This is a genomic window from Sulfitobacter sediminivivens, assembly GCF_042611115.2.
Lineage (GTDB): Bacteria > Pseudomonadota > Alphaproteobacteria > Rhodobacterales > Rhodobacteraceae > Sulfitobacter > Sulfitobacter sediminivivens.
The window spans coordinates 1-19,390 of sequence record NZ_JBHGAR020000001.1 but is presented as its reverse complement, the minus strand read 5'-3'; the positions used below and the strand labels follow the sequence as shown (position 1 = coordinate 19,390).

Below are 19,390 nucleotides of genomic sequence, written 5' to 3'. Positions count from 1 at the left end.
GCAGGTAGGCCGGTGCGGGGTCAAACAGGAACGAATTGTTACCATAGGTCTATGAGGCCAAGAATTGTGTGAAAAGTCAATGGCGAGCAGGCGCAACCTGAGCGGAATTATACTTGTGACGTTAACGGAATTTTAAGAAATACGGAAATTGTCACCAAGATAAACCCGACGGACGTTTTCATTCTGAACGACCTCGTTTGGCGTGCCGGACATCAGGACCTTGCCTTCGTGCAAAATATACGCGCGATCCACAATTTCGAGTGTTTCTCGTACGTTATGATCGGTAATCAGCACGCCGATACCTCGATTCTTGAGATCAGCAACCAAGTGGCGAATGTCGCCGACAGAAATCGGATCGACCCCGGCAAAAGGTTCATCGAGCAGCAGATATTTGGGGTCGGCCGCCAAACACCGCGCAATTTCAACGCGGCGACGCTCTCCACCCGACAAGGCCAGCGCGGGGGCGCGGCGCAGGTGTTCGATAGAAAATTCTGACAGCAATTCCTCAAGCCGTTCGCGTCGTTGGTGCCGAATGGGAACAGAGATATCCAGAATGGCGCTGATGTTGTCCTGAACGGACAGACCGCGAAAAATGCTCATTTCCTGGGGCAAATATCCGATGCCAAGCTGTGCCCGCCGGTACATAGGCAATGTTGTGACATCTTTGCCGTCCACGGTGACAGTGCCGCCCTCTGGCGTGACAAGGCCCGCGATGGCATAAAACGTTGTGGTCTTTCCAGACCCGTTGGGGCCCAGCAGTGCGACAACCTCTCCTCTGTCGAGATGCATCGAAAAGTCTCTGATCACGATCTTTTTGCGGTAAGATTTGCGTAGATGCTCAATCTTCAGGCCCAACGAGCCCTGTGCAATCTTAAGATCGGGCGGGGAAGGCATCAGTTTTTGCCGCCAGTCTGCAAAATGGTTTTTACGCGGCCAGACATCTGCGCTGTCCCGTCTGACAATCGCACAGACATCTTGTCAGCGCTTAACGCACTCGCCCCCTGGGCAAGCAGAACATTCCCGGACATCACGATCGTGCCATCATCAATGTCATAATCCGCGCGCTCTGATTCGGCGGCGTCAGGGCCAGAGACCAAAGTGACCCCGCCTGTCGCCTCCAGCCTTGCAATGCCTTTGTTGTCAGTCCGGTAAACGACCAGCACGCGGGCCGCAGACAGTCGCATTTCACCCTGACCAATCAGGACATTACCGGTAAATATCGCCGTGCCCGTTGATTGATCTACGGAAAGGTTGTCGGCGGTGACTTCTACCGGTTGGTTGGTGTCCTGCCGGATTGTGCCAAAGGCCACGCTCGCCCCTTGTGCGAAGACAGATACAGTTTGAACAGCCAGAAAAATCGGCAGCAGTAAAATTCGCAAATGTTTCACGGTGGTCACTCTTCTACCTGTTTTGGCGTGTATATCAGTTTCACCCCATTTGTGAAAATCAATTGGGCGGGTTTTCCCTCGTCTGACGATGTCATCACCATGCTGCCTGCGTTTAAGTCGCCGGCAGGGCCTGTTGCTTCGACCGGGCCGGGTGATTTCAGGTTCAGAACAGATAGCTGTGAGATCAATTTGTCGGAAATAATGCGAAACTGTGTTGAAGTTGTTATCACGACATCCCCGACCAGCTCAGCGATGTCTTTTGCAATGTCAAATTCAGCGATCTCAGCCGTCACCGTTACTTTGGACCCGTCCACGATACTGACGACAAGTTCGACATCCTCGGCCCGATTGGACGCCAATTGGCCATCTGGTGTCTTGAGCGTTTCAGCCGAAAATGAAATCAGATCGCCAGAGGCCGTTGTGCCGGAGAAAAACGGGCCTGTTACTTGTTGATTGCGCAGCCGGTCTTGGATTTCCTTGTCTGCGAAAGGGATTACCGTTTCAGGATCTATGGCGCGTGACAGCAGAAAGAGGGTCGACAACAAAGCCAATGCAGCCAGCGGCAGCAGAACCTTGAGCCAGGACACCCACCTTGAATAGCTGTCTGCGTGCATGGCAACGTTACCCCAGCCCAACACGCAAACAGTCGTGTATATGAAGAAGCCCAACAGGAATGCTGGGCTGATCCGGATCGACAACAAGGAGGCAGGTGATTTTGCGGTTGTTCATGATCCCAACCGCTTTTTCCGCAAGCGCGTTTGGATCAATGGTAACCGGGGACGCCGTCATCACGTCCTTGGCGGTTTTGGATGCCAGGCCGTCCATATGACGGCTGAGGTCACCATTGGTTATGATCCCTTGCATGTGGCCGTCATCGTCTGTCACACAGACAACCCCAAATCCCTTGCCACCAATTTCCCGCAAGACGTCGGCCATCGTCGCATCAACCGTCGTCAAAGGAATGCCGGAGCCCGTATGCATCAGGTCCCTTACCAGAGAAAGCCGCGCGCCAAGTTTACCACCGGGGTGAAAGTCGCGGAAATGTTCGGCCGTAAATTCACGGTTTTCCATCAATGCAACGGCCAAGGCGTCACCCATCGCCAAGGTCAAGGTGGTTGACGTGGTGGGCACGATGCCCGTCCCGCAGGCTTCGCCCAACTGTGGCAAGAGCAGTATCACATCACATTGCCTGCCCAGACTGCTGGTTTCACGGCTGGTGATGCCGATCAGCGGAATCGAGAATCGTCGTGAATAGGCAATCAGATTGCCAAGCTCAGGTGCCTCGCCGGAATTTGAGATGGCTAGAATCACATCTGCGGTGGTGATCATGCCCAGATCGCCATGACTGGCCTCTGCGGGATGCACAAATTGCGCCGGCGTGCCGGTGCTGGCAAAGGTAGCGGCGATCTTATTGGCGATGTGGCCCGACTTTCCGATACCGGTGACGATCACGCGGCCTTTGGTAGCCATGATCATGTCAATCGCATCGCGGAACCGGGCATCCAACCCTTCAGCTAAGGAGTTTAACGCCTTCGCCTCGGTGCGGATCACCCGCCGGGCGGTATCTAGGTATGGGGTGTTCATGCGTGTGCAAATATATCCGTTTCGGGCCAGCCTTCTAAGTCAAGGTGGGCACGCATGGGCAGAAAATCAAAGCAGGCCTGTGCGATTTCCATCCGGCCCTCGCGGACAAGGCGTTTGTTCAACTCGTCACGCAGTTCGTGCAGGTACAAAACATCGGATGCCGCATACTCGATCTGCGCTTCGGTCAGGGTTTCGGAGCCCCAATCGCTGGATTGCTGTTGCTTTGAGATGTCGACACCCAACAGTTCCTGCAACAGCTTGGCCAACCCATGCCGGTCGGTAAACGTCCGGATCAGTCGGCTGGCGATTTTGGTGCAATAGACAGGTGCCGTGACGGCCCCAAAGGCATTTTCCATCGCGGCGATGTCAAAGCGCCCAAAATGAAACAGCTTGAGCGTATTTGGATCGGTCAAAAGCGCGCAAAGGTTTGGTGCCTCAGTCTGACCTCTGGCAACCTGAACGAGATGCGCATTGCCGTCGCCCCCCGACAATTGCACAACACAAAGACGATCCCGGTGCGGGTGCAGCCCCATCGTCTCGCAATCAATGGCAACAACGGGACCCAGATCAAGGTCGTCGGGCAGGTCGTTCTGATACAGATAATTTGTCATGCATCACCCTATATCGCGCTTGTGCGTCATGGGAAAGCGCGCGTTTTGAGGTGGTTAAGCAACAGTTTGCTGCCGCATGATGTCGGTAAGCGCGGGTCGGGGAAATTGGGCCAACATATCGGCCACCAGCACGTGGCAGGCCAACCCCGGCCAATCGGGCGAAACCAAAGCCCTTGGTAAGCTGGGATGTTTCAGAACCAATCGACGCCAGTTGTGCACAATAAGGCACCGCAAGACCGCGGTTTCCAATGGCGATACATGGGCCGGGTCGGGCAAGGCGGCATTAAGATCAGTCAAGGTTTCCAGCAGGTCAGCGTAGTGGTCGCGCATCCCCTCTCGTTCGAGCTGTCTTGGCAACCATTTTGGAACATTCCCGCCTTTCAAGCCAAGGGCACCGTCAGGTGTTGGGGCATCCAAATGGCCCAGAAACACCCGATTGGTGAGGGAAATAAAACCCTTGGCCAGCATTTGGGCGTGCGTGTCGGCGTTGCTGTCTTCAAGCAGAACCAGTTGCCAGTTCTGATCGGAAGCACCGGGCAGAGCATAGATTTTTGGGCTGGCCGCGGCGCTTTCTGTCCGACCTTTTGGGGTCAAGCCATGCTGGCTGATCCGGCCGAATTTCTGCGACGAGATCCACCCATCGTTGCGCAGACGGTGCAATGCGACACGCGCTGCCTCGGGCCTGACCTGAAGCATGTTCATGATTGCGGTGAGGACAGGACCATCAATAACGTCATCCTTGCCCTGAGCCAGATCGCCAAAGAGGCTGATCATCAATGACCAGACCCGTTGCCCGCCCAGATCACGCAGGCCTGCGGTGAAACGTATGAAATCGTCAGACTGCATTCATCGTCAAAAGCTCATATTCGGCCACGGCCTCTTCTTTCTGATTGGTCAGAGTTACGTGCCACCGTACCTCGCCGTATTCATCATTACGAGGGGTTTTGTGTTTGACGCTTATCCGCACCTTGATGCTGTCGTCTGCCTCAACCGGTGCCATGAAACGCAGGTTATCAAGGCCGGTATTGGCCAAAACGGGGCCGGGGTCAGGTTGCACGAACAGCCCTGCCGCGAAACTGAGCAGGAGATATCCATGGGCGACCCGGCCTGGGAAAAACGGATTTGCGCGCGCCGCTTCGTCATCCATATGCGCATAGAACGTGTCACCCGTGAAGTGGGCAAAGGTTTCGATGTCATCCAGTGTCACCTGGCGGCTGTCGCTGTGGAAGGTCTCGCCAATCTCAAGCGCAGTAAAACTGCGGGTGAAAGGATGCGGCTTGTCTGTTTTCTCGGTCGCGCCGGGCACCCATTGTTGGCCAATCGCGGTCAAGATGTCGGGGCTGCCCTGAACCGCCGTGCGTTGCATATAATGCATGACGCCACGAATTCCGCCCAGTTCCTCGCCGCCGCCCGCGCGACCGGGGCCGCCATGGACCAAGTGGGGCAAGGGTGCGCCATGGCCTGTCGCCTCGGCCATCGATGATCGGTTGTTGAAATAGAGCCGGCCATGGAATGCGGCCGCCCCCAGCGTGATATCCCGCGCGACTTGGCCGTCATTGGTAAAAACCGACGCGACCAGCGACCCCTTGCCTTTGTTGAGCAGGGCAATGGCGTGATCGAGATCGCGATAGTGCATGATTGTTGAAACGGGGCCAAACGCTTCGGTGTCATGTACGCGCTGCGCGGTGTCCGGGTCTGTGCAGTGAAACAACATCGGCGGAACAAACGCACCCTTGTCCTTGTCGGCTCCTTCGACGGTGAAATCATCGGGGTTGCCGAAAACACGCTCCGCTTCTGCCCCGATCATTGCGGCTTTTTCCAAAACGTCATGTTTCTGACTGGCCGATACCAGCGCCCCCATGCCTGTCGCCTCATTGCGTGGGTCACCGATTGTGGTGTTGGAGAGACGGGCACTGATCGCTGCAATCACCGCATCAATCTGGGCTTCTGGCACGATGATGCGCCGGATCGCTGTGCATTTTTGACCTGCTTTGGCCGTCATCTCGCGGTGGACTTCTTTTACAAAAAGATCAAATTCTGCCGTATCAGGCTCTGCATCTTGGCCAAGGACAGACGCGTTCAGGCTGTCTTGTTCCGAGGCGAAGCGCACAGAGCGTTCCAGCAACACCGGATTGCGGCGCAGTTTGAGCGCGGTCTGTGCAGAGCCCGTAAAGGCTACCGCATCCTGACACTCGAGATGATCCAGCATATCGCCCAGTCCACCACTGACCAGTTGCAGCGCACCTTTGGGCAGAATGCCGGAGTTCAACATGATTCGCACGCAAGCCTCGGTGACGTAACAGGTCGCGGTGGCGGGTTTTACGATGGCAGGAACGCCAGCCAGGAGGGTCGGTGCAAGCTTTTCCAGCATCCCCCAAACGGGAAAGTTGAAAGCGTTGATATGGACGGCGACCCCCTGCAACGGCGTGCAGATATGCCGGCCCATGAATTGACCTGCGCGGCCCAATTGTTCTGGTGGGCCATCAAGATACACATGACCATCAGGCATTTCGCGGCGTCCTTTAGACGCAAACACCAACATTGTGCCAATGCCGCCGTCCACGTCGATCTTGTGGTCGCTTAGGGTCGCGCCGGTGTCATAGGACAGATCGTACAGCGTCTGCCGATGCTCGCGCAGATGCAAGGCCAGCGCTTTGAGCATGCGCGCACGGTCATGAAACGTCATTTTCCGCAATGCAGGCCCGCCAATATCACGGGCGAAACTCAGCATTGCCTGAACATCGAGGGCATCGTTGCCCGCCTGTGCAATGACGTCACCGGTAATCGCGCTGGCGATATTGCGGGCACCCGCGCCAGATGAAACCCATTGCCCTGCGGCAAAGCTTTGTACGTCCAACATCAAGATACTCCTAGTGCGTATCGTAGTCTATGATGAGCGTGTCACTGAGCGGATAGCTCTGACAGGTCAGCACATAACCGCGTTCAACCTCGTAATCCTCAAGGGCGTGATTGCTCAGCATTTCAACTTCGCCTTCAATGACCTTGCCCATGCAGGTCGAACAAACGCCCGCCTTGCAGGCAAAAGGCGCGTCCTGGCCGTTCGCCAGCGCAGCCTCCAGTACGGATTGTCCCTTGGTCATCTCAAACGTGCGCTGTGCCCCTTCGATGATTACTGTGACTTGCGTGCCTGTCTCACCTTCGCTGCGCTTCGCCATTTCCTGTTTCGCCAACTGTCCTTGCTGGCTTTCACTAAAGAGCTCAAATTTAATCTTATCAGGCTCTAACCCGTGCTTTTTTAGGGATTCTGAGATGGCCAGCATCATCGGCTCCGGCCCGCAGATGAACGCGGTATCCATATTCTTCACGTCAATCCAATGCTTGAACAGCATCGCGCATTTCTCTTGATCGACGCGGCCGGTAAACAGATCAATATCCTGCCCTGATTCCAGCATGTGAATGATGGTCAGGCGACCCATATAGCGGTTCTTCAGGTCCTCAAGTTCTTCGCGAAACATGACTGTGTTCACGGCGCGGTTTGCGTAGACCAATGTGAAAGTTGACTGGGGTTCGCGCTTCAACACTGTTTTAAGGATCGACAGGACAGGGGTGATCCCTGACCCCCCTGCAAAACCGAGATAATTTTTAGCCTTATCAGGCTCTAACTTAGTAAAAAACTTGCCCTGAGGGGGCATCGCATGAAGTGTGTCGCCAACCTTCAGACGGGTATTCGCAAAGGTCGAGAACGCGCCACCATCAACCCGTTTGATACCAATTTGCAAAACATTGTCATCAAGTCCGGCGCAAATCGAATAATTGCGGCGCAACTCGGTGCCGTCGAAATCCTGTTTGAAGGTCAGGTACTGGCCCTGGGTAAACGCAAACGCCGCAGGGTCCGCAGGCTCAAGCGTCAGGACAACTGCATCACGGATCGTATGGTGAATATCAGTCACGGTAAGGGGAAGAAACTGGTTCATTTCGGGGGCCTCAAATGCACTTGAAATAGTCGAAGGGTTCCAGACAGTCCTTACAACGCCATTGCGCTTTGCAGGGGGTCGAACCGAATTGGCTGATCTTTTCGACCTGACTGGATTTGCAATGCGGACAGGCCTTTGGACCGCCTGTCGGTTGGGGTGGGGCAATCCCATAGCGTTCCAGTTTCTCGCGGCCCGCGTCAGACAGCCAACCGGTGGTCCAGGCGGGCGATAATTGCCTTTTTAGAGACAGTTTTTCGATGCCCTTGGCCTTGAGGGCCGTTTCGATATCAAGATTGATGATGCTGGTCGCTGGACAGCCGGAATAGGTCGGCGTGACGGTGACTTCCAACGTATCACCATGCCACTGAACGTCGCGGATGATGCCCAGATCAGTCAGCGAAATCACCGGAATTTCCGGGTCGGGCACCTGCGCCAGCCAATCCCAAACAGTGTCTAACGAAGGCTTTTCGATCACCATGTCGCATCCGGATAGGCGCGTTGGAGCCATTGCATCTGCGTCAATATGTGCCCCAGATGTTCAGAATGCCGAACGCCGGATTTGCCGCCTTTGTGCGCAAAGTCGGTGGTCGGTCGGACCAAGGTAGCGGCGGTAAACACATCACTTAACAAGGCATCATACCCCTCGCGCAAAGATGCAGGGTCTGGCGCAATGCCGTCTTTGACCATTTGTTCATCAACGGCATCAGACACAAACATTTCCCCGACATAGGGCCACAATCGATCGAGCGCTTTTTGCATCCGATTGTGGCTTTCTTCGGTGCCATCCCCAAGGCCGATCACCGTGTCAGAGGATCGTTCAAGGTGATACGTCACTTCCTTGGTCGATTTTTCCGCAATTGCGGCAATCTCGGCATTGGATGACCCCATCAGGGCCTTCAATTGTGCCAGATGCCAGCCATCAAACAGGAACTGACGCATCATGGTGTGGCCAAAATCGCCATTTGGTTGTTCCACCAACAAAACGTTCCGAAAGTCCCAAACGTCACGGCGAAACGCCAGCGTATCTGCATCGCGCGAATTGCCTTCGACTTGGCCGGCCAGACCAAGCCAAAGCTGTGTCTGCCCGATCATATCGAGCGCCGTGTTGGCCAAAGCGATGTCTTCTTCAAGGACCGGGGCAACGCCACACCATTCAGAGACGCGGTGGCCCAAAACAAGGGTGTTGTCGCCCATGCGGCACAGAAATTCAAAGAGCGGTTGGGTCACATCGCCCCCACTTCGTCCGGGATATCAAAGAATGTAGGGTGGCGGTAAACCTTGTCATTGGCAGGCTCATAAAGCGCGCCCTTATCCTCGGGCGAGGAGGCCGCAATATCCATCGCCTGAACGGCCCAGATGCTGACCCCTTCGTTGCGGCGTGTGTAGACATCGCGGGCATTCTTGATGGCCATTGCCGCATCTGGGGCATGGAGCGAGCCGACATGTCTATGGCTAAGCCCGTGCTGGCCCCGGATGAAGATTTCCCACAACGGCCATTCGGTTGCGCGGGCTTTGCCATGTGGCACGGCCTCGGTGCCGTCATATTCGCTGGATTCAGGGCTGCTCATGATCTTACTCCGCTGCTAATGTGCTTGCGCGCTTCTTTTCGGCGTGGGCCAGCAATCCTTCACGCACCCAACGCCCGTCGTCCCACGCCTTGTTGCGCGCCTCCAGCCGTTCGGTGTTGCACGGGCCATTGCCGCGCAAAACGTCAAAGAATTCTTCCCAATCAGGTTCGCTGAACTCGTAATGCCCGGTTTCCTCGTTAAGCTTCAGCTTGTCGTCGGGAATAGTCAGGCCAAGGTATGCGGCCTGCGGGGCGGTTTGATCGACGAATTTCTGGCGCAGCTCATCATTGGTGTTCATCTTGATCTTCCACGCCATGCTTTGCGCGGAATGGACCGATTCAGCATCTGAGGGTCCGAACATCATCAAAGACGGATACCAGAACCTGTTCAACGCATCCTGAGCCATTTTTCGCTGTGCCTCGGTGCCGTTCGCCATCTTCATCATGATGTCGAACCCCTGGCGCTGGTGAAAGGATTCTTCTTTGCAGATGCGCACCATCGCTCGGGCATAGGGGCCGTATGATGTGCGTTGCAGCGGCACCTGATTCATGATTGCGGCACCATCGACCAACCAACCCACAGCACCCATATCCGCCCATGTTAGGGTCGGATAATTGAAGATCGAAGAGTATTTCATTTTGCCTGACAACAGGTCACGCGTCATCTGATCGCGGGTCACGCCGAGCGTTTCAGCAGCGCAATAAAGGTACAAACCATGCCCGGCCTCATCCTGGACCTTGGCCAGCAGGATCGCTTTGCGTTCGAGTGTCGGCGCGCGGGTCACCCAGTTGCCTTCGGGCAATTGGCCGACGATCTCGGAATGGGCGTGCTGGCCGATTTGCCGGATCAGGTTTTTGCGATAGCCATCAGGCATCCAATCCTTCGGCTCAATCTTGCCACCGGCGTTGATACGTTCCTGAAAGGCGCGTTCGTCCGGTTCCATCTCGTCCAGGGATTTGACGCCTTTGCCGGTAGACTGGATCATCTGTGCGTACATCGTTCAGGCCCTTTCTAGGATCATGGCAACACCTTGCCCAACACCCACACACATTGTGCAAAGGGCATAGCGGCCACCGGTGCGTTTGAGTTGCAAGGCGGCGGTCATTACCAGCCGTGCGCCAGACATGCCAAGCGGATGGCCAAGGGCAATGGCCCCGCCGTTGGCGTTCACATGGGGAGCATCATCTGCAACGCCCAAAGCGCGGAGGGTGGCAAGGCCTTGGGATGCGAAAGCCTCGTTTAGCTCGATCACATCCATCTGGCCGATGGTGAGGCCCGCGCGGGCGAAAACCTTTTGACAGGCCGGGATCGGGCCAATGCCCATGACACGCGGTTCCACCCCTGCGGCAGACATCGCCACGACGCGGGCAATTGGTGTCAGCTTGTGATCGTTCGCCGCCTGCGCCGATGCAATCAAAAGCGCCGCGGCACCGTCGTTCACGCCAGACGCATTGCCCGCCGTGACGGTCAGGTCAGCACCGTTGATGCCACGCAACTTTGCCAGTTTGTCGGCAGTTGTGTCTGGGCGCGGGTGTTCGTCGCTGTCCACGATGATGGGGTCGCCCTTGCGCTGTGGGATGGACACGGGCGTGACTTCTTCGGCAAAGATGCCAGCAGCATCCGCCGCAGCCCAGCGTTGCTGACTGCGCAGGGCAAAGGCATCCTGATCGGCGCGGGTCACAGTGTGGTCCTCAGCGACATTGTCGGCCGTTTCAGGCATTGAATCGACACCATATTGCGCCTTCATCAACGGATTGATGAACCGCCAGCCAATCGTCGTGTCATAGACGGCGTTCCCGCGAGAATAGGCTGTTTCGGCTTTGGGCATCACGAAGGGTGCGCGCGTCATGCTTTCGACGCCACCCGCGATAGCCAGATCCATATCGCCGGCGCGAATGGCGCGGGCGGCGGCACCAACGGCGTCCATGCCAGAGGCGCAGAGCCGATTGATGGTGGCCCCGGGCACATCCACTGGAAGCCCTGCTAAAAGGGCCGCCATACGGGCAACATTTCTGTTATCTTCGCCTGCCTGATTGGCGCACCCAAGGATGACATCATCGACCTGCGACCAATCCACGTTCGGGTTTCGCGCCATCAATGCGGCAATCGTAATGGCGGCAAGATCGTCGGGCCGCACACTTGCCAGAGCACCGCCGTAACGTCCAATTGGAGTGCGTATCGCATCACATATTAAGGCTTCCAAACGGATTTCCCCCTTTGCCGTGCCGAAAGCTAGCCGATCAGGGATAACAGAGCAAGATTAATGTTACCGATCTTCAGCGTATTTCAACATTCAGTAACATGTTGAGCGAACCTCTGTCCAATTTTACACGATTTTGGTGGAAAAGTCCCCTCTTAACGCGACCTCCAACAGTTCCAGATCCTCAGAACAATCCTTGTACTGCGCCATCATATGGGGCGGGATGACAAAGGCATCTCCGGGTTGCAAATCACGATCCGTTTGGCCCTCGGCAGAAAGGGTCATTGTGCCATCCATGACAAAGGTAAAATGGATGTCCGCATCGTGCGTGCAGGCTGGCGGGTTTCCCGTGTCAAATCGAGCGACCTGAATGCCCGCAACACCTTTGGTTCCTGCAGCGATACCCGTGTCGCGCATCGTGAACCCCGGAATCCGAAAAGGGGCCCAATCTGCCTTGTCCTTGATGTGATGGACAAAGGTCTGCCCATCCCATTCGCGACTGGGATCGCCCTTGCCATTGGGCAGGGTGAATTTATGATCAATGGTGGTGACATGTTCGGCGGGGACACCAATTTCGATGACCTCGATCTCGGCAGAGGCTTCGACCACCCGGTGACGGATGCCGGGGGGTTGGGTTACACAATCGCCCGCATGCAGGCGGATGGCGTCACCTTGATCCTCGTAAAGAACATCAACCCAGCCCTTGTAGCAGAAAATGAGCTGAAATCCGACCGTGTGATAGTGCACCATATCCGGGACTGGGCCGCCATCAGGGATGCGGATGTGACTGGCAATGATCGACCCACCAAGCCGGGTCGGGATCAGATCGCGGTAATGCATCCCGGCGCGGCCGATTACCCAAGGTGCCTCATCACGCAAGCGGCGTACGGCAAATTCATGCTTTGTTGCAGGCTGTTCAACGGTTGGTGACAGCGGCACAATTTCAATCTTGGTGCCATTGGGCGCGGTCAATGATAGCTTACCATCGGCAAAACCAGCAGGATCGTCGGTCAAAATTCGCAGATGGCCCGGCGGAACAGGAGCACCTTTTTCAATCCTGATCCGGATCCCATGACCCGAAAAACTGGCCACCGAGGGATCATCGGCCGGGAAAATATTCTCAAGCCGCATGCCCAGCGTCCTTGTAAAAAACGGCAGATCATTGCGCAACTCCTCGGTTGGTAAAAGGAATTCCGCTTTGATGTCAGATGAACTCATCCTGTGATCCTTGTTGGTTATTGGACGGCGACGAAAGGGCTGAAAAATGCAGATGGCCGCAGTATGCCGTTTTTGCTTTTGTGAACAAGTCAGGGCGCAATCCATCTGCCATTGCCAACTGTCGGGCAACGCGGATTGGTTGTGCCAGATGACCCCAGAAGATTCCTTACCCTCATAGGGCCCGCTTGGGTAACACAGCGGCCCCGTTACAAGTTTGCTGCGGAACATGTGGGAATGAAGGAGCATCTAATTATTCTGATGGGGTTGTGGGAATTTCCAACAGCTCAATTTCATATAATTAAAAGATACTCTTCCAAAGAATTGGTACAGGAGAGGACTCACATCCGCAGCTTAATCATTTGATTTCAAAATGTTAAGTCGTGTGTGGTTTTGCTCGATACCCCCACTGATACCCACAGATCGGGTAGCGTTTAGAGGTTCGGGTGCGGGACAAGGACTCAGCATATCAACATCTAACACCTTAGCTGGATATAGTAGAACCCAGTCTTCGGCTCAATCTCAAGATCGTCGCGGGCAACCAAAATCAGCGACTTGATCCACATCAGCAAGTGGTTAAACTGAAGCCTTCTCGGGAGATTTGTCTAAACCCGAGCATCGCGATGCTCTTCATTCAAGGAGAGATCGTGATGAGGTTACTTTCAAAACGCCAGGTTAAGGAGATGGTCCTGTATTCGCCGCAACACATAGCCAGGCTGGAAAAAGCAGGCCAATTCCCCCAGCGGGTACAGCTGGGCTCGAACCGGGTTGGCTGGGTTGAGCGCGAAGTGTTGGATTGGCTTGAAGTCAGACTTGCGCGGCGCGAACAGCCGAACTGACACTCCTGAAAAGGGGCGTGGGTGATCAGGTGTGCACTGTCTGGTCACCCACTTTCCTTAGGTCCAGTCTGAGTCTATCGATGAAGCTCACTCTTTCAACATACTTGCTAAGTCCCATTCGACTTATTCAACAGTAGGGTTTTGAGTTGGTGCTTGAAAAACTCAGTTTGGTTGGTTGCGCTGGCATGTTCTCGACTTCCGGCGCTGTAAAAATCTCTCCAATCACCCAATGCGGTGGCCATTCTGTTGAATGAAAGATCCGGTAAATTCTTATGTAAGTTGCTGCGCTACCGATGGAGATTGTGCGGTATGACCAAGGCCAAAAATATAGAATCAAAACATACGCAATCTGTTGCCAGCCCGACCGGATATCTTACCAGCCACCTCCGGGTGGATTTACGCGTTGTCGTTACAGCCGCGGAAGCACTGTGGGGGCAGTTTGCGCAGGTTCGTTTCTGTGGCAAGCGGGCAACAGGTGAATACAGGCGATTGGGGGCGGCGGCCACGAGTCGTCATTCGACAGGGCCAAGTTCAGAACGCATGCTATTCAACTCATCATCAATAGATCGAATTTTTTCAAAGTACCATTGTAGACGTCTATTTTCCAATTTACAGTTATAGAAATATTGAATTTCTCCTGCTGCCGCTTTTCGTAATTAGATGAGTTCTGCTATGAAAATAGATTTTTTCGCCATAACCAAATTTCGAAAATGGAACCGGACAAGAACTAGCAGGCGGCGGGCGGGACGTCAGGTTAGGACGCCTGCCAAGACCAATACATTGTGCGTTTTGGCCATAATGAAGAACGAGGCTCTTAATATAGAAGAGTGGATCTCGCATTATGAATGGCAGGGCGTCGGCTCCATTTACCTGATCGACAATGGCAGTACCGATGATAGCCTTGCCAAAGTGCAGCGCTGGATCGATAGCGGTTTTGTGCAGTGCATCAGTCTGGACCAACCCTACGCCCAGCTTGATCACTACTGGACGGCGTTCCAGAAATTTAAGGTTCAGCAAAGTTGCGAGTGGTTGTTGATCGCTGATTTGGACGAGTTTTGGTTCTGCAAGTCCGGAAATATGCTGCGCGATGAGATGAAACTTTTCACGGATGTGGATGTCATCTATGCAAACTGGACAATCTTCGGGAGCAGTGGCTACATAGAACATCCGAACAGCCTTCGCTCAGACCTTTTGATACGGCGGCCGGACTTGGAACATCATGGATTTCGTAAGTGGATCTGCCGGACAAGTGAAATCAAATCGAAATCCAATCTGCAGATTCACGCAATCAAGGGACTTTGTTCGTCACGGACAATATCCTCCAACAATATTTTTCAACTCAATCACTACGTTAATCAAAGCCAGTATTTCTGGAATAACATCAAAATGCGACGTGGAGATGTTTCTGATCCGCTCAATAATGATGTACGTTCCAACAAGATTTTCAATGAAATTGATATGGAATGTGTGGTCAAGGACACACAATTGGCCGATTTTCTGTCACAGCACAAAAATTTGCCCCGCCATTCGGAAGAGCAGTCGCTGTAGTGGTTCCATTTCGTCTTAGCGGTTGTCGGCAGCAGAACAGGCCCGTCAGATGTTAATCCCAGTTTGACCTGATCGACCAGCTCTTGCGTGGCGGTCTTACGTCTTTCTCCATGACTGACGAAGGCCTCCCGTTAGCTTCCGATTTCGTGGGGACTTGTGGGAAGAAGCTGTCGCAGCCAAGTGGCATCGCGTGTGTCCATTTTCCACCTAGGCAGGTTCTTGGCAAATCGGGTATTCGCCAGAATGATCTCAAACTCACATTGCTCCAAAACCTCAAAGACCGGGATCCAATAGAGCTCGGAGGTTTCCATAGTGACGCTGGTGACGCCGCAGTGCGCAAACCAGTCTGCAAGGACATGCAGATCCTGCGTTAAGTAATAGACGTAGGACAGGATTCATCCGTATGCACAGGGTTCACGGCGGCGATATGCATTATTGAGCCAATACCATTGGCAGCAGCTCAAAACTGAGCGACTTCAAGATTCTTGCGGCGACTTGTCTCTTTCGTAACAAATATTGCTCGAACGAGACCGGACCTAAACCGGGGTAAGTCCAGGTCTACCGGGCCGTGCCGCAAGGGAGAAGTGTTTTGAAGGGACCTTTACCGCGCAATCTCGTTACACTAAGTAAGTTCTTGAAAGGCTCGTGTGAAGTTATGATTATTAACTACTCCTAAGAGTCGTCGGAAGCTAGGAGAGCCTTTGAGATGAACGTTTTTATAAAAACGGCTAAGCGATTCGGTTGGAAAAAGCGCAAGAGTATTAATTATAGAGGTCTTACAGTCCCGCTCGGAGGAGATCATATCGATCGGCGAATCTTTGATCAATTGACTTGGTCTGGTTACGAAGTTCCAGAAATTGATGGATTGTTAGGCCTAGTTAGTCCCGGGGATCGCATTTTGGAGCTTGGTGTCGGCATTGGTATAGTATCGAGTCTGGCGGCAAAAAAATTCCCTGATGTGACGATCCGTTCCTATGAGGCAAACCCGGCGCTTATTGATCCCATACGAGATCTACATGGTAGAAATGGCGTGACTTCAATCGATTTACGCAACGCTGTTCTTGTAAATGGGGAAGTCAAGGACAGTCACCGTGATTTCTTCATCCATGAGTCATTCGCTGCGAGTTCGTTAGTAGAGCCAATCGGGGAAGTGAAGTCGGTAGTAAGTGTGCCGACCGTAAGTTTCCAATCTGTCTTATCAGAGTTTTCTCCTGACGTCTTGGTTCTCGATATCGAAGGTGGTGAGGAAGAACTGCTTTCCAATGTCGATCTTAAGGGTATTCGCGTACTGGTAATTGAGCTCCATCCCAAAGTAATTTTACGTCAAGGGATCAAAAAGATTTATGATTCCTGCGTCGCAGCCAACTTATACCCTCGCCATGATCTATCTACGGGGAACGTAGTCTCGTTTGAGAAGGTTACTTAATATGCCTCGAATTTGGTCAAAAACGCGCTGGCACAACGATGAAATGCGAAGATTTTATATGGAAAATCTTGCAGGTATGGTGGAGCAAATCTTAGCGTAACTACTCCAAATTCTACGAGTGAAGCTTTAGGCCCACCGGGCCTTGAAGTAGATCAATAACAATGACTTGGATTGTAATGGGCACTTCATCAATCTGAATAAAAATTTTTAAATTCCTTCAAGGGGATAAAGTATTGAAGTATGGTGCCAGCATGATTGTCCTGACTTACAATCAGGAGGCTTACGTGCGTCATGCAGTCGAAGCTGCTCTTGCGCAAACCGGAAAACCAATTGAAATACTTGTCTCTGACGATTGTTCAACAGACTTGACTTTTACAGTGATCAAAGAGGTTGTTAAGGGGTATAATGGTCCCCACAAGGTTGTCGTAAACCGGAATGATGTAAATATCGGGCTAATAGCGCACATAAATCAATCGGTTCTCCGGACCGAAGGTGAAATAATTATTCCCGCATATGGTGATGACGTATCATTCCCAGAACGGGCAACTTGTATACAAGCTGCATTTAGCAAAGACTCACCTCAATTAGTTCACTCGTACGCGGTGCCCATCGATGAAAGTGGTCAGGAACGCATTTCTGAATATAGGAATGCAGACCTTTTCAAGACACAAGACCCTCTGCTGTTAGCTCCGTCTTTATTTCATTACTTGGGAGCATCGGGAGGCTGGAGCCGAGAGCTATTCAGAAAGTACGGGCCACTAAACCGGGCCCAGGTGTTCGATGACCACATTCTAGGATTTCGCGCAGCACTTGAAGGTCGAATTAGCTTGATAGATAAACCGCTCCTATATTATCGCGAAGGTGTGGGGCTTTCCCACCTTAATTTCAAAGACCGACGTCTCAATGCAATCCGTGCGCGACGGATGAAAACTCTCATGATCAGCCAGGCTGTCTATGCTGACCGACTTGATGACGCACGAGTTTATGGCTTATTGGAAGAAGATCCTATCATTTTATTGCTTAAAAAAAGACACTTTATTAGCCGCGCACGGCTATCGTTCCATACAAATAAGTACGACGTTTTTCCGTTAGCTCTGAAGAATCCGAAACTGACTCTGAAAGCCTATGCGAGCGAGTTCTTTCACCTTTTAAAACGGCGCTGAAAATACTTTTTGAAACACAGATTGTATTTTTTCCGTCGGTAGGTTGATGCGTCAGAACAGTATGTCTGTCGTGCGAACCCGCAAACACAAGGTAACGACGGATAGCGATCACAAGTTCAACATTGCGCCAAACCCGCTGGATCGGAACATCACTGCTGACCAGCCATACAAAAGTGGGCGGGTGACATCAGTTATATCTGGATCCGAGAAGGCTGGCTAAATCTCGCCGTCATCCTGGACTTGCATTCCCGCCGTGTCATTGGTTGGGCGGTTAACCCAAATTGATGGCTCCTTATAGCAAGGAGCGACGCAACCGACCAACGTAATGCAACCAGTCCCCCCAACTCATATGCGCCGCGTATTTTCGACGGACATGGCGTAGTTCCTGACGCACACGCGCACGGCTGACGCTTTCGCTGACTTGACTAGCGTGCTGTCTGTTCACGACCAGAGGCTTGCGCAGTATTTTTGGTGGTCCGAAGCGTAGCGCACATTGTTTATAAAAATCGACATCCATCAGCCATATTAGCGCCTCATCAAAGCTGGGTGCTTTCTCGCGGCGCAAGGCCAGCACAGAAGGGCTGCTGATAGTGTTCTTGCCAAACTGGATACGGTCATGAAACTTTGGAACGAAGGGTCGGATTAAAGTATGGCCGTCGCGGGTGTGCTCAGATCCGGTTACGACCCACTTAACCTCAGGTTCCGCAAAGGCATGTGCGATTTGTGTGATCGCATCATCGCCGTTCAAGAAGTCATCTTGAAACAGGATTTTCACAATCTCGTTCTGTGCGGCATTGATCGCAGCGTTTGTATTTGCGGAACTTTGTCTTTTCAGATGCCTTGTATCCAAATGGCGGATAGTCATGTCAGCATAGCTCGAACAGAGGTCAGCAATGTGACTGTCGTCCGATTGGTCGGCGACAATCACTTCGAAATTACGAAAGGTCTGTTTCGCAAGGATATCCAGTGACACTCGTAAATATTTCGCACCCATCCCACCCATAGAATATGCTGGTATACAAACACTTAAACTCAATGAACTATCCATTTATACCACCGATATATTTTTGGGGCGAAGACACAAAGCGACTGGGAACCCACGTGCCAAGCAGCATTGAATAACTGATATTACGAAGTGCTTCCAATCCGACACTACCGGAGGTAGTGTCGCCCCAAGAATAGTTGTATTAGTTGCCTGTATGCGACAGTGAAGATCAAACTTTCAGCACTTTTTCAAAGAACATCGTTGTCGGCGATAGTAGAGATTAAAGCTTTGGACACTGGGAACTGCTTTTCGAAAATATTTGAAATCATGGTCTTATCATCATTTTCACAAAGCTCGGCAAACTGGTGCTCACGCGCTTTGCTGCCAAACACCCAAAACACCATCAAGTTACACTTCAGCCTATAGTGCCGATGATGCAATTTGTGATCCAAAACTTCTCTATATTGCTGCACGGAACGCTGCAAAGATTTCCGCGCCGCCCTAGAACGCACTGGTTCTGTCCCGCGATCAACTTCCAGGGCATACGCGCGATAACCGTCTTCGTACTTGATGGCGAAAAGCTGGTCAGGGATTACGGTGCCTTTGTCGAGCGGCATTCCAAGCGGCACATCCCTGATGTTCAGGATTCGTGAGGCAGGAATATACTCCAATCCAGCCCGCGTTGCACCAATCTCAATCGCACTCGAACTGTCTGACGTCAGCACCCTTGGGACAGATTTGAGGATTTGAATAAGGGAGGATTTCTGGTTCATCTTATCGATTAGGAGATCGAGATGACGAAGAAACCGCAGACATCGAAAGATGCTGCCGACAAGGTGGTTAAAAACATCCGCCGTAAGACCCGACAGACATATTCAGCTGAAGAGAAGATCCGTATTGTATTGGCATGCCTGCGCGGCGAGGAAAG

The 19,390-nt window shown here is 52.9% G+C and carries 20 protein-coding genes and 1 pseudogene; 5 read left to right on the top strand and 16 right to left on the bottom strand.

The features are described from left to right. Positions 1 to 132 precede the first annotated feature (132 nt). The 14 genes from lptB to ACEWL3_RS00040 all read right to left on the bottom strand — a co-directional run bounded on the left by lptB (position 133) and on the right by ACEWL3_RS00040 (position 12,504). Positions 133 to 894 carry an LPS export ABC transporter ATP-binding protein gene (lptB, locus tag ACEWL3_RS00105; RefSeq protein WP_386177012.1) on the bottom strand — a complete coding sequence of 254 codons (762 nt, stop codon included), beginning with the start codon at positions 892 to 894 and terminating at the stop codon, positions 133 to 135. Continuing rightward, complete coding sequence (gene lptA / locus ACEWL3_RS00100; RefSeq protein WP_386177011.1) at positions 894 to 1,388, bottom strand: lipopolysaccharide transport periplasmic protein LptA; 495 nt, start codon at positions 1,386 to 1,388, stop codon at positions 894 to 896. Before lptA ends, lptB begins: the two co-directional genes overlap by 1 nt. A 5-nt stretch (positions 1,389 to 1,393) precedes the next feature. Further along, positions 1,394 to 2,002: a hypothetical protein gene (locus ACEWL3_RS00095; protein ID WP_386177010.1), complete on the bottom strand. Its 609-nt coding sequence runs from the start codon at positions 2,000 to 2,002 to the stop codon at positions 1,394 to 1,396. Between the two features lie 7 nt (positions 2,003 to 2,009). Beyond that, complete coding sequence (locus tag ACEWL3_RS00090) at positions 2,010 to 2,972, bottom strand: KpsF/GutQ family sugar-phosphate isomerase (RefSeq protein ID WP_386177009.1); 963 nt, start codon at positions 2,970 to 2,972, stop codon at positions 2,010 to 2,012. Then, complete coding sequence (locus ACEWL3_RS00085) at positions 2,969 to 3,583, bottom strand: ribonuclease D (RefSeq protein WP_386177008.1); 615 nt, start codon at positions 3,581 to 3,583, stop codon at positions 2,969 to 2,971. The genes ACEWL3_RS00090 and ACEWL3_RS00085 overlap by 4 nt, the downstream gene beginning before the upstream one ends. Before the next feature lie 54 nt (positions 3,584 to 3,637). Next, positions 3,638 to 4,429 (bottom strand): PaaX family transcriptional regulator C-terminal domain-containing protein, encoded by a 792-nt coding sequence (locus tag ACEWL3_RS00080; RefSeq protein ID WP_386177007.1) that lies wholly within the window; start codon positions 4,427 to 4,429, stop codon positions 3,638 to 3,640. Further along, complete coding sequence (gene paaZ, locus ACEWL3_RS00075; protein WP_386177006.1) at positions 4,419 to 6,443, bottom strand: phenylacetic acid degradation bifunctional protein PaaZ; 2,025 nt, start codon at positions 6,441 to 6,443, stop codon at positions 4,419 to 4,421. The genes ACEWL3_RS00080 and paaZ overlap by 11 nt, the downstream gene beginning before the upstream one ends. Positions 6,444 to 6,453: 10 nt before the next feature. After that, positions 6,454 to 7,518: a 2Fe-2S iron-sulfur cluster-binding protein gene (locus tag ACEWL3_RS00070; RefSeq protein WP_386177005.1), complete on the bottom strand. Its 1,065-nt coding sequence runs from the start codon at positions 7,516 to 7,518 to the stop codon at positions 6,454 to 6,456. A 10-nt stretch (positions 7,519 to 7,528) separates the two neighbouring features. Then, positions 7,529 to 8,026: a 1,2-phenylacetyl-CoA epoxidase subunit PaaD gene (gene paaD / locus ACEWL3_RS00065; protein ID WP_435000473.1), complete on the bottom strand. Its 498-nt coding sequence runs from the start codon at positions 8,024 to 8,026 to the stop codon at positions 7,529 to 7,531. Further along, on the bottom strand, positions 7,990 to 8,712 hold the full coding sequence (gene paaC / locus ACEWL3_RS00060) for a 1,2-phenylacetyl-CoA epoxidase subunit PaaC (RefSeq protein ID WP_386177860.1): 723 nt from the start codon (positions 8,710 to 8,712) through the stop codon (positions 7,990 to 7,992). Before paaC ends, paaD begins: the two co-directional genes overlap by 37 nt. 29 nt (positions 8,713 to 8,741) lie before the next feature. Next, positions 8,742 to 9,086 (bottom strand): 1,2-phenylacetyl-CoA epoxidase subunit PaaB, encoded by a 345-nt coding sequence (gene paaB / locus ACEWL3_RS00055; RefSeq protein WP_386177003.1) that lies wholly within the window; start codon positions 9,084 to 9,086, stop codon positions 8,742 to 8,744. Positions 9,087 to 9,090: 4 nt separating this feature from the next. Beyond that, positions 9,091 to 10,083 (bottom strand): 1,2-phenylacetyl-CoA epoxidase subunit PaaA, encoded by a 993-nt coding sequence (paaA, locus tag ACEWL3_RS00050; protein ID WP_386177002.1) that lies wholly within the window; start codon positions 10,081 to 10,083, stop codon positions 9,091 to 9,093. Between the two features lie 3 nt (positions 10,084 to 10,086). Next, positions 10,087 to 11,289 carry a 3-oxoadipyl-CoA thiolase gene (gene pcaF, locus ACEWL3_RS00045; protein ID WP_386177001.1) on the bottom strand — a complete coding sequence of 401 codons (1,203 nt, stop codon included), beginning with the start codon at positions 11,287 to 11,289 and terminating at the stop codon, positions 10,087 to 10,089. Positions 11,290 to 11,412: 123 nt separating this feature from the next. Next, on the bottom strand, positions 11,413 to 12,504 hold the full coding sequence (locus tag ACEWL3_RS00040; protein ID WP_386177000.1) for a cupin domain-containing protein: 1,092 nt from the start codon (positions 12,502 to 12,504) through the stop codon (positions 11,413 to 11,415). 647 nt (positions 12,505 to 13,151) lie between these two features. Here ACEWL3_RS00040 and ACEWL3_RS00035 point away from each other — a divergent pair. The 5 genes and pseudogenes from ACEWL3_RS00035 to ACEWL3_RS00015 all read left to right on the top strand — a co-directional run. Further along, positions 13,152 to 13,340 carry a helix-turn-helix transcriptional regulator gene (locus ACEWL3_RS00035; RefSeq protein ID WP_386176998.1) on the top strand — a complete coding sequence of 63 codons (189 nt, stop codon included), beginning with the start codon at positions 13,152 to 13,154 and terminating at the stop codon, positions 13,338 to 13,340. A 660-nt stretch (positions 13,341 to 14,000) separates the two neighbouring features. After that, on the top strand, positions 14,001 to 14,888 hold the full coding sequence (locus ACEWL3_RS00030) for a glycosyltransferase family 2 protein (protein WP_435000472.1): 888 nt from the start codon (positions 14,001 to 14,003) through the stop codon (positions 14,886 to 14,888). A 706-nt stretch (positions 14,889 to 15,594) separates the two neighbouring features. After that, positions 15,595 to 16,314 (top strand): FkbM family methyltransferase, encoded by a 720-nt coding sequence (locus tag ACEWL3_RS00025; RefSeq protein WP_386176995.1) that lies wholly within the window; start codon positions 15,595 to 15,597, stop codon positions 16,312 to 16,314. Between the two features lie 233 nt (positions 16,315 to 16,547). Continuing rightward, positions 16,548 to 17,477: a glycosyltransferase gene (locus ACEWL3_RS00020; protein ID WP_386176993.1), complete on the top strand. Its 930-nt coding sequence runs from the start codon at positions 16,548 to 16,550 to the stop codon at positions 17,475 to 17,477. Between the two features lie 34 nt (positions 17,478 to 17,511). Further along, a pseudogene (locus ACEWL3_RS00015) lies at positions 17,512 to 17,753 on the top strand (IS3 family transposase); the annotation flags it as partial. 16 nt (positions 17,754 to 17,769) lie between these two features. Here the strand turns inward: ACEWL3_RS00015 and ACEWL3_RS00010 are convergent. Beyond that, positions 17,770 to 18,525, bottom strand: a complete 756-nt coding sequence (locus ACEWL3_RS00010) for a glycosyltransferase (RefSeq protein WP_386176992.1) — start codon at positions 18,523 to 18,525, stop codon at positions 17,770 to 17,772. A gap of 185 nt (positions 18,526 to 18,710) precedes the next feature. Further along, positions 18,711 to 19,235 (bottom strand): replication-relaxation family protein, encoded by a 525-nt coding sequence (locus ACEWL3_RS00005; RefSeq protein ID WP_435000471.1) that lies wholly within the window; start codon positions 19,233 to 19,235, stop codon positions 18,711 to 18,713. Between the last annotated feature and the right edge of the window lie 155 nt (positions 19,236 to 19,390).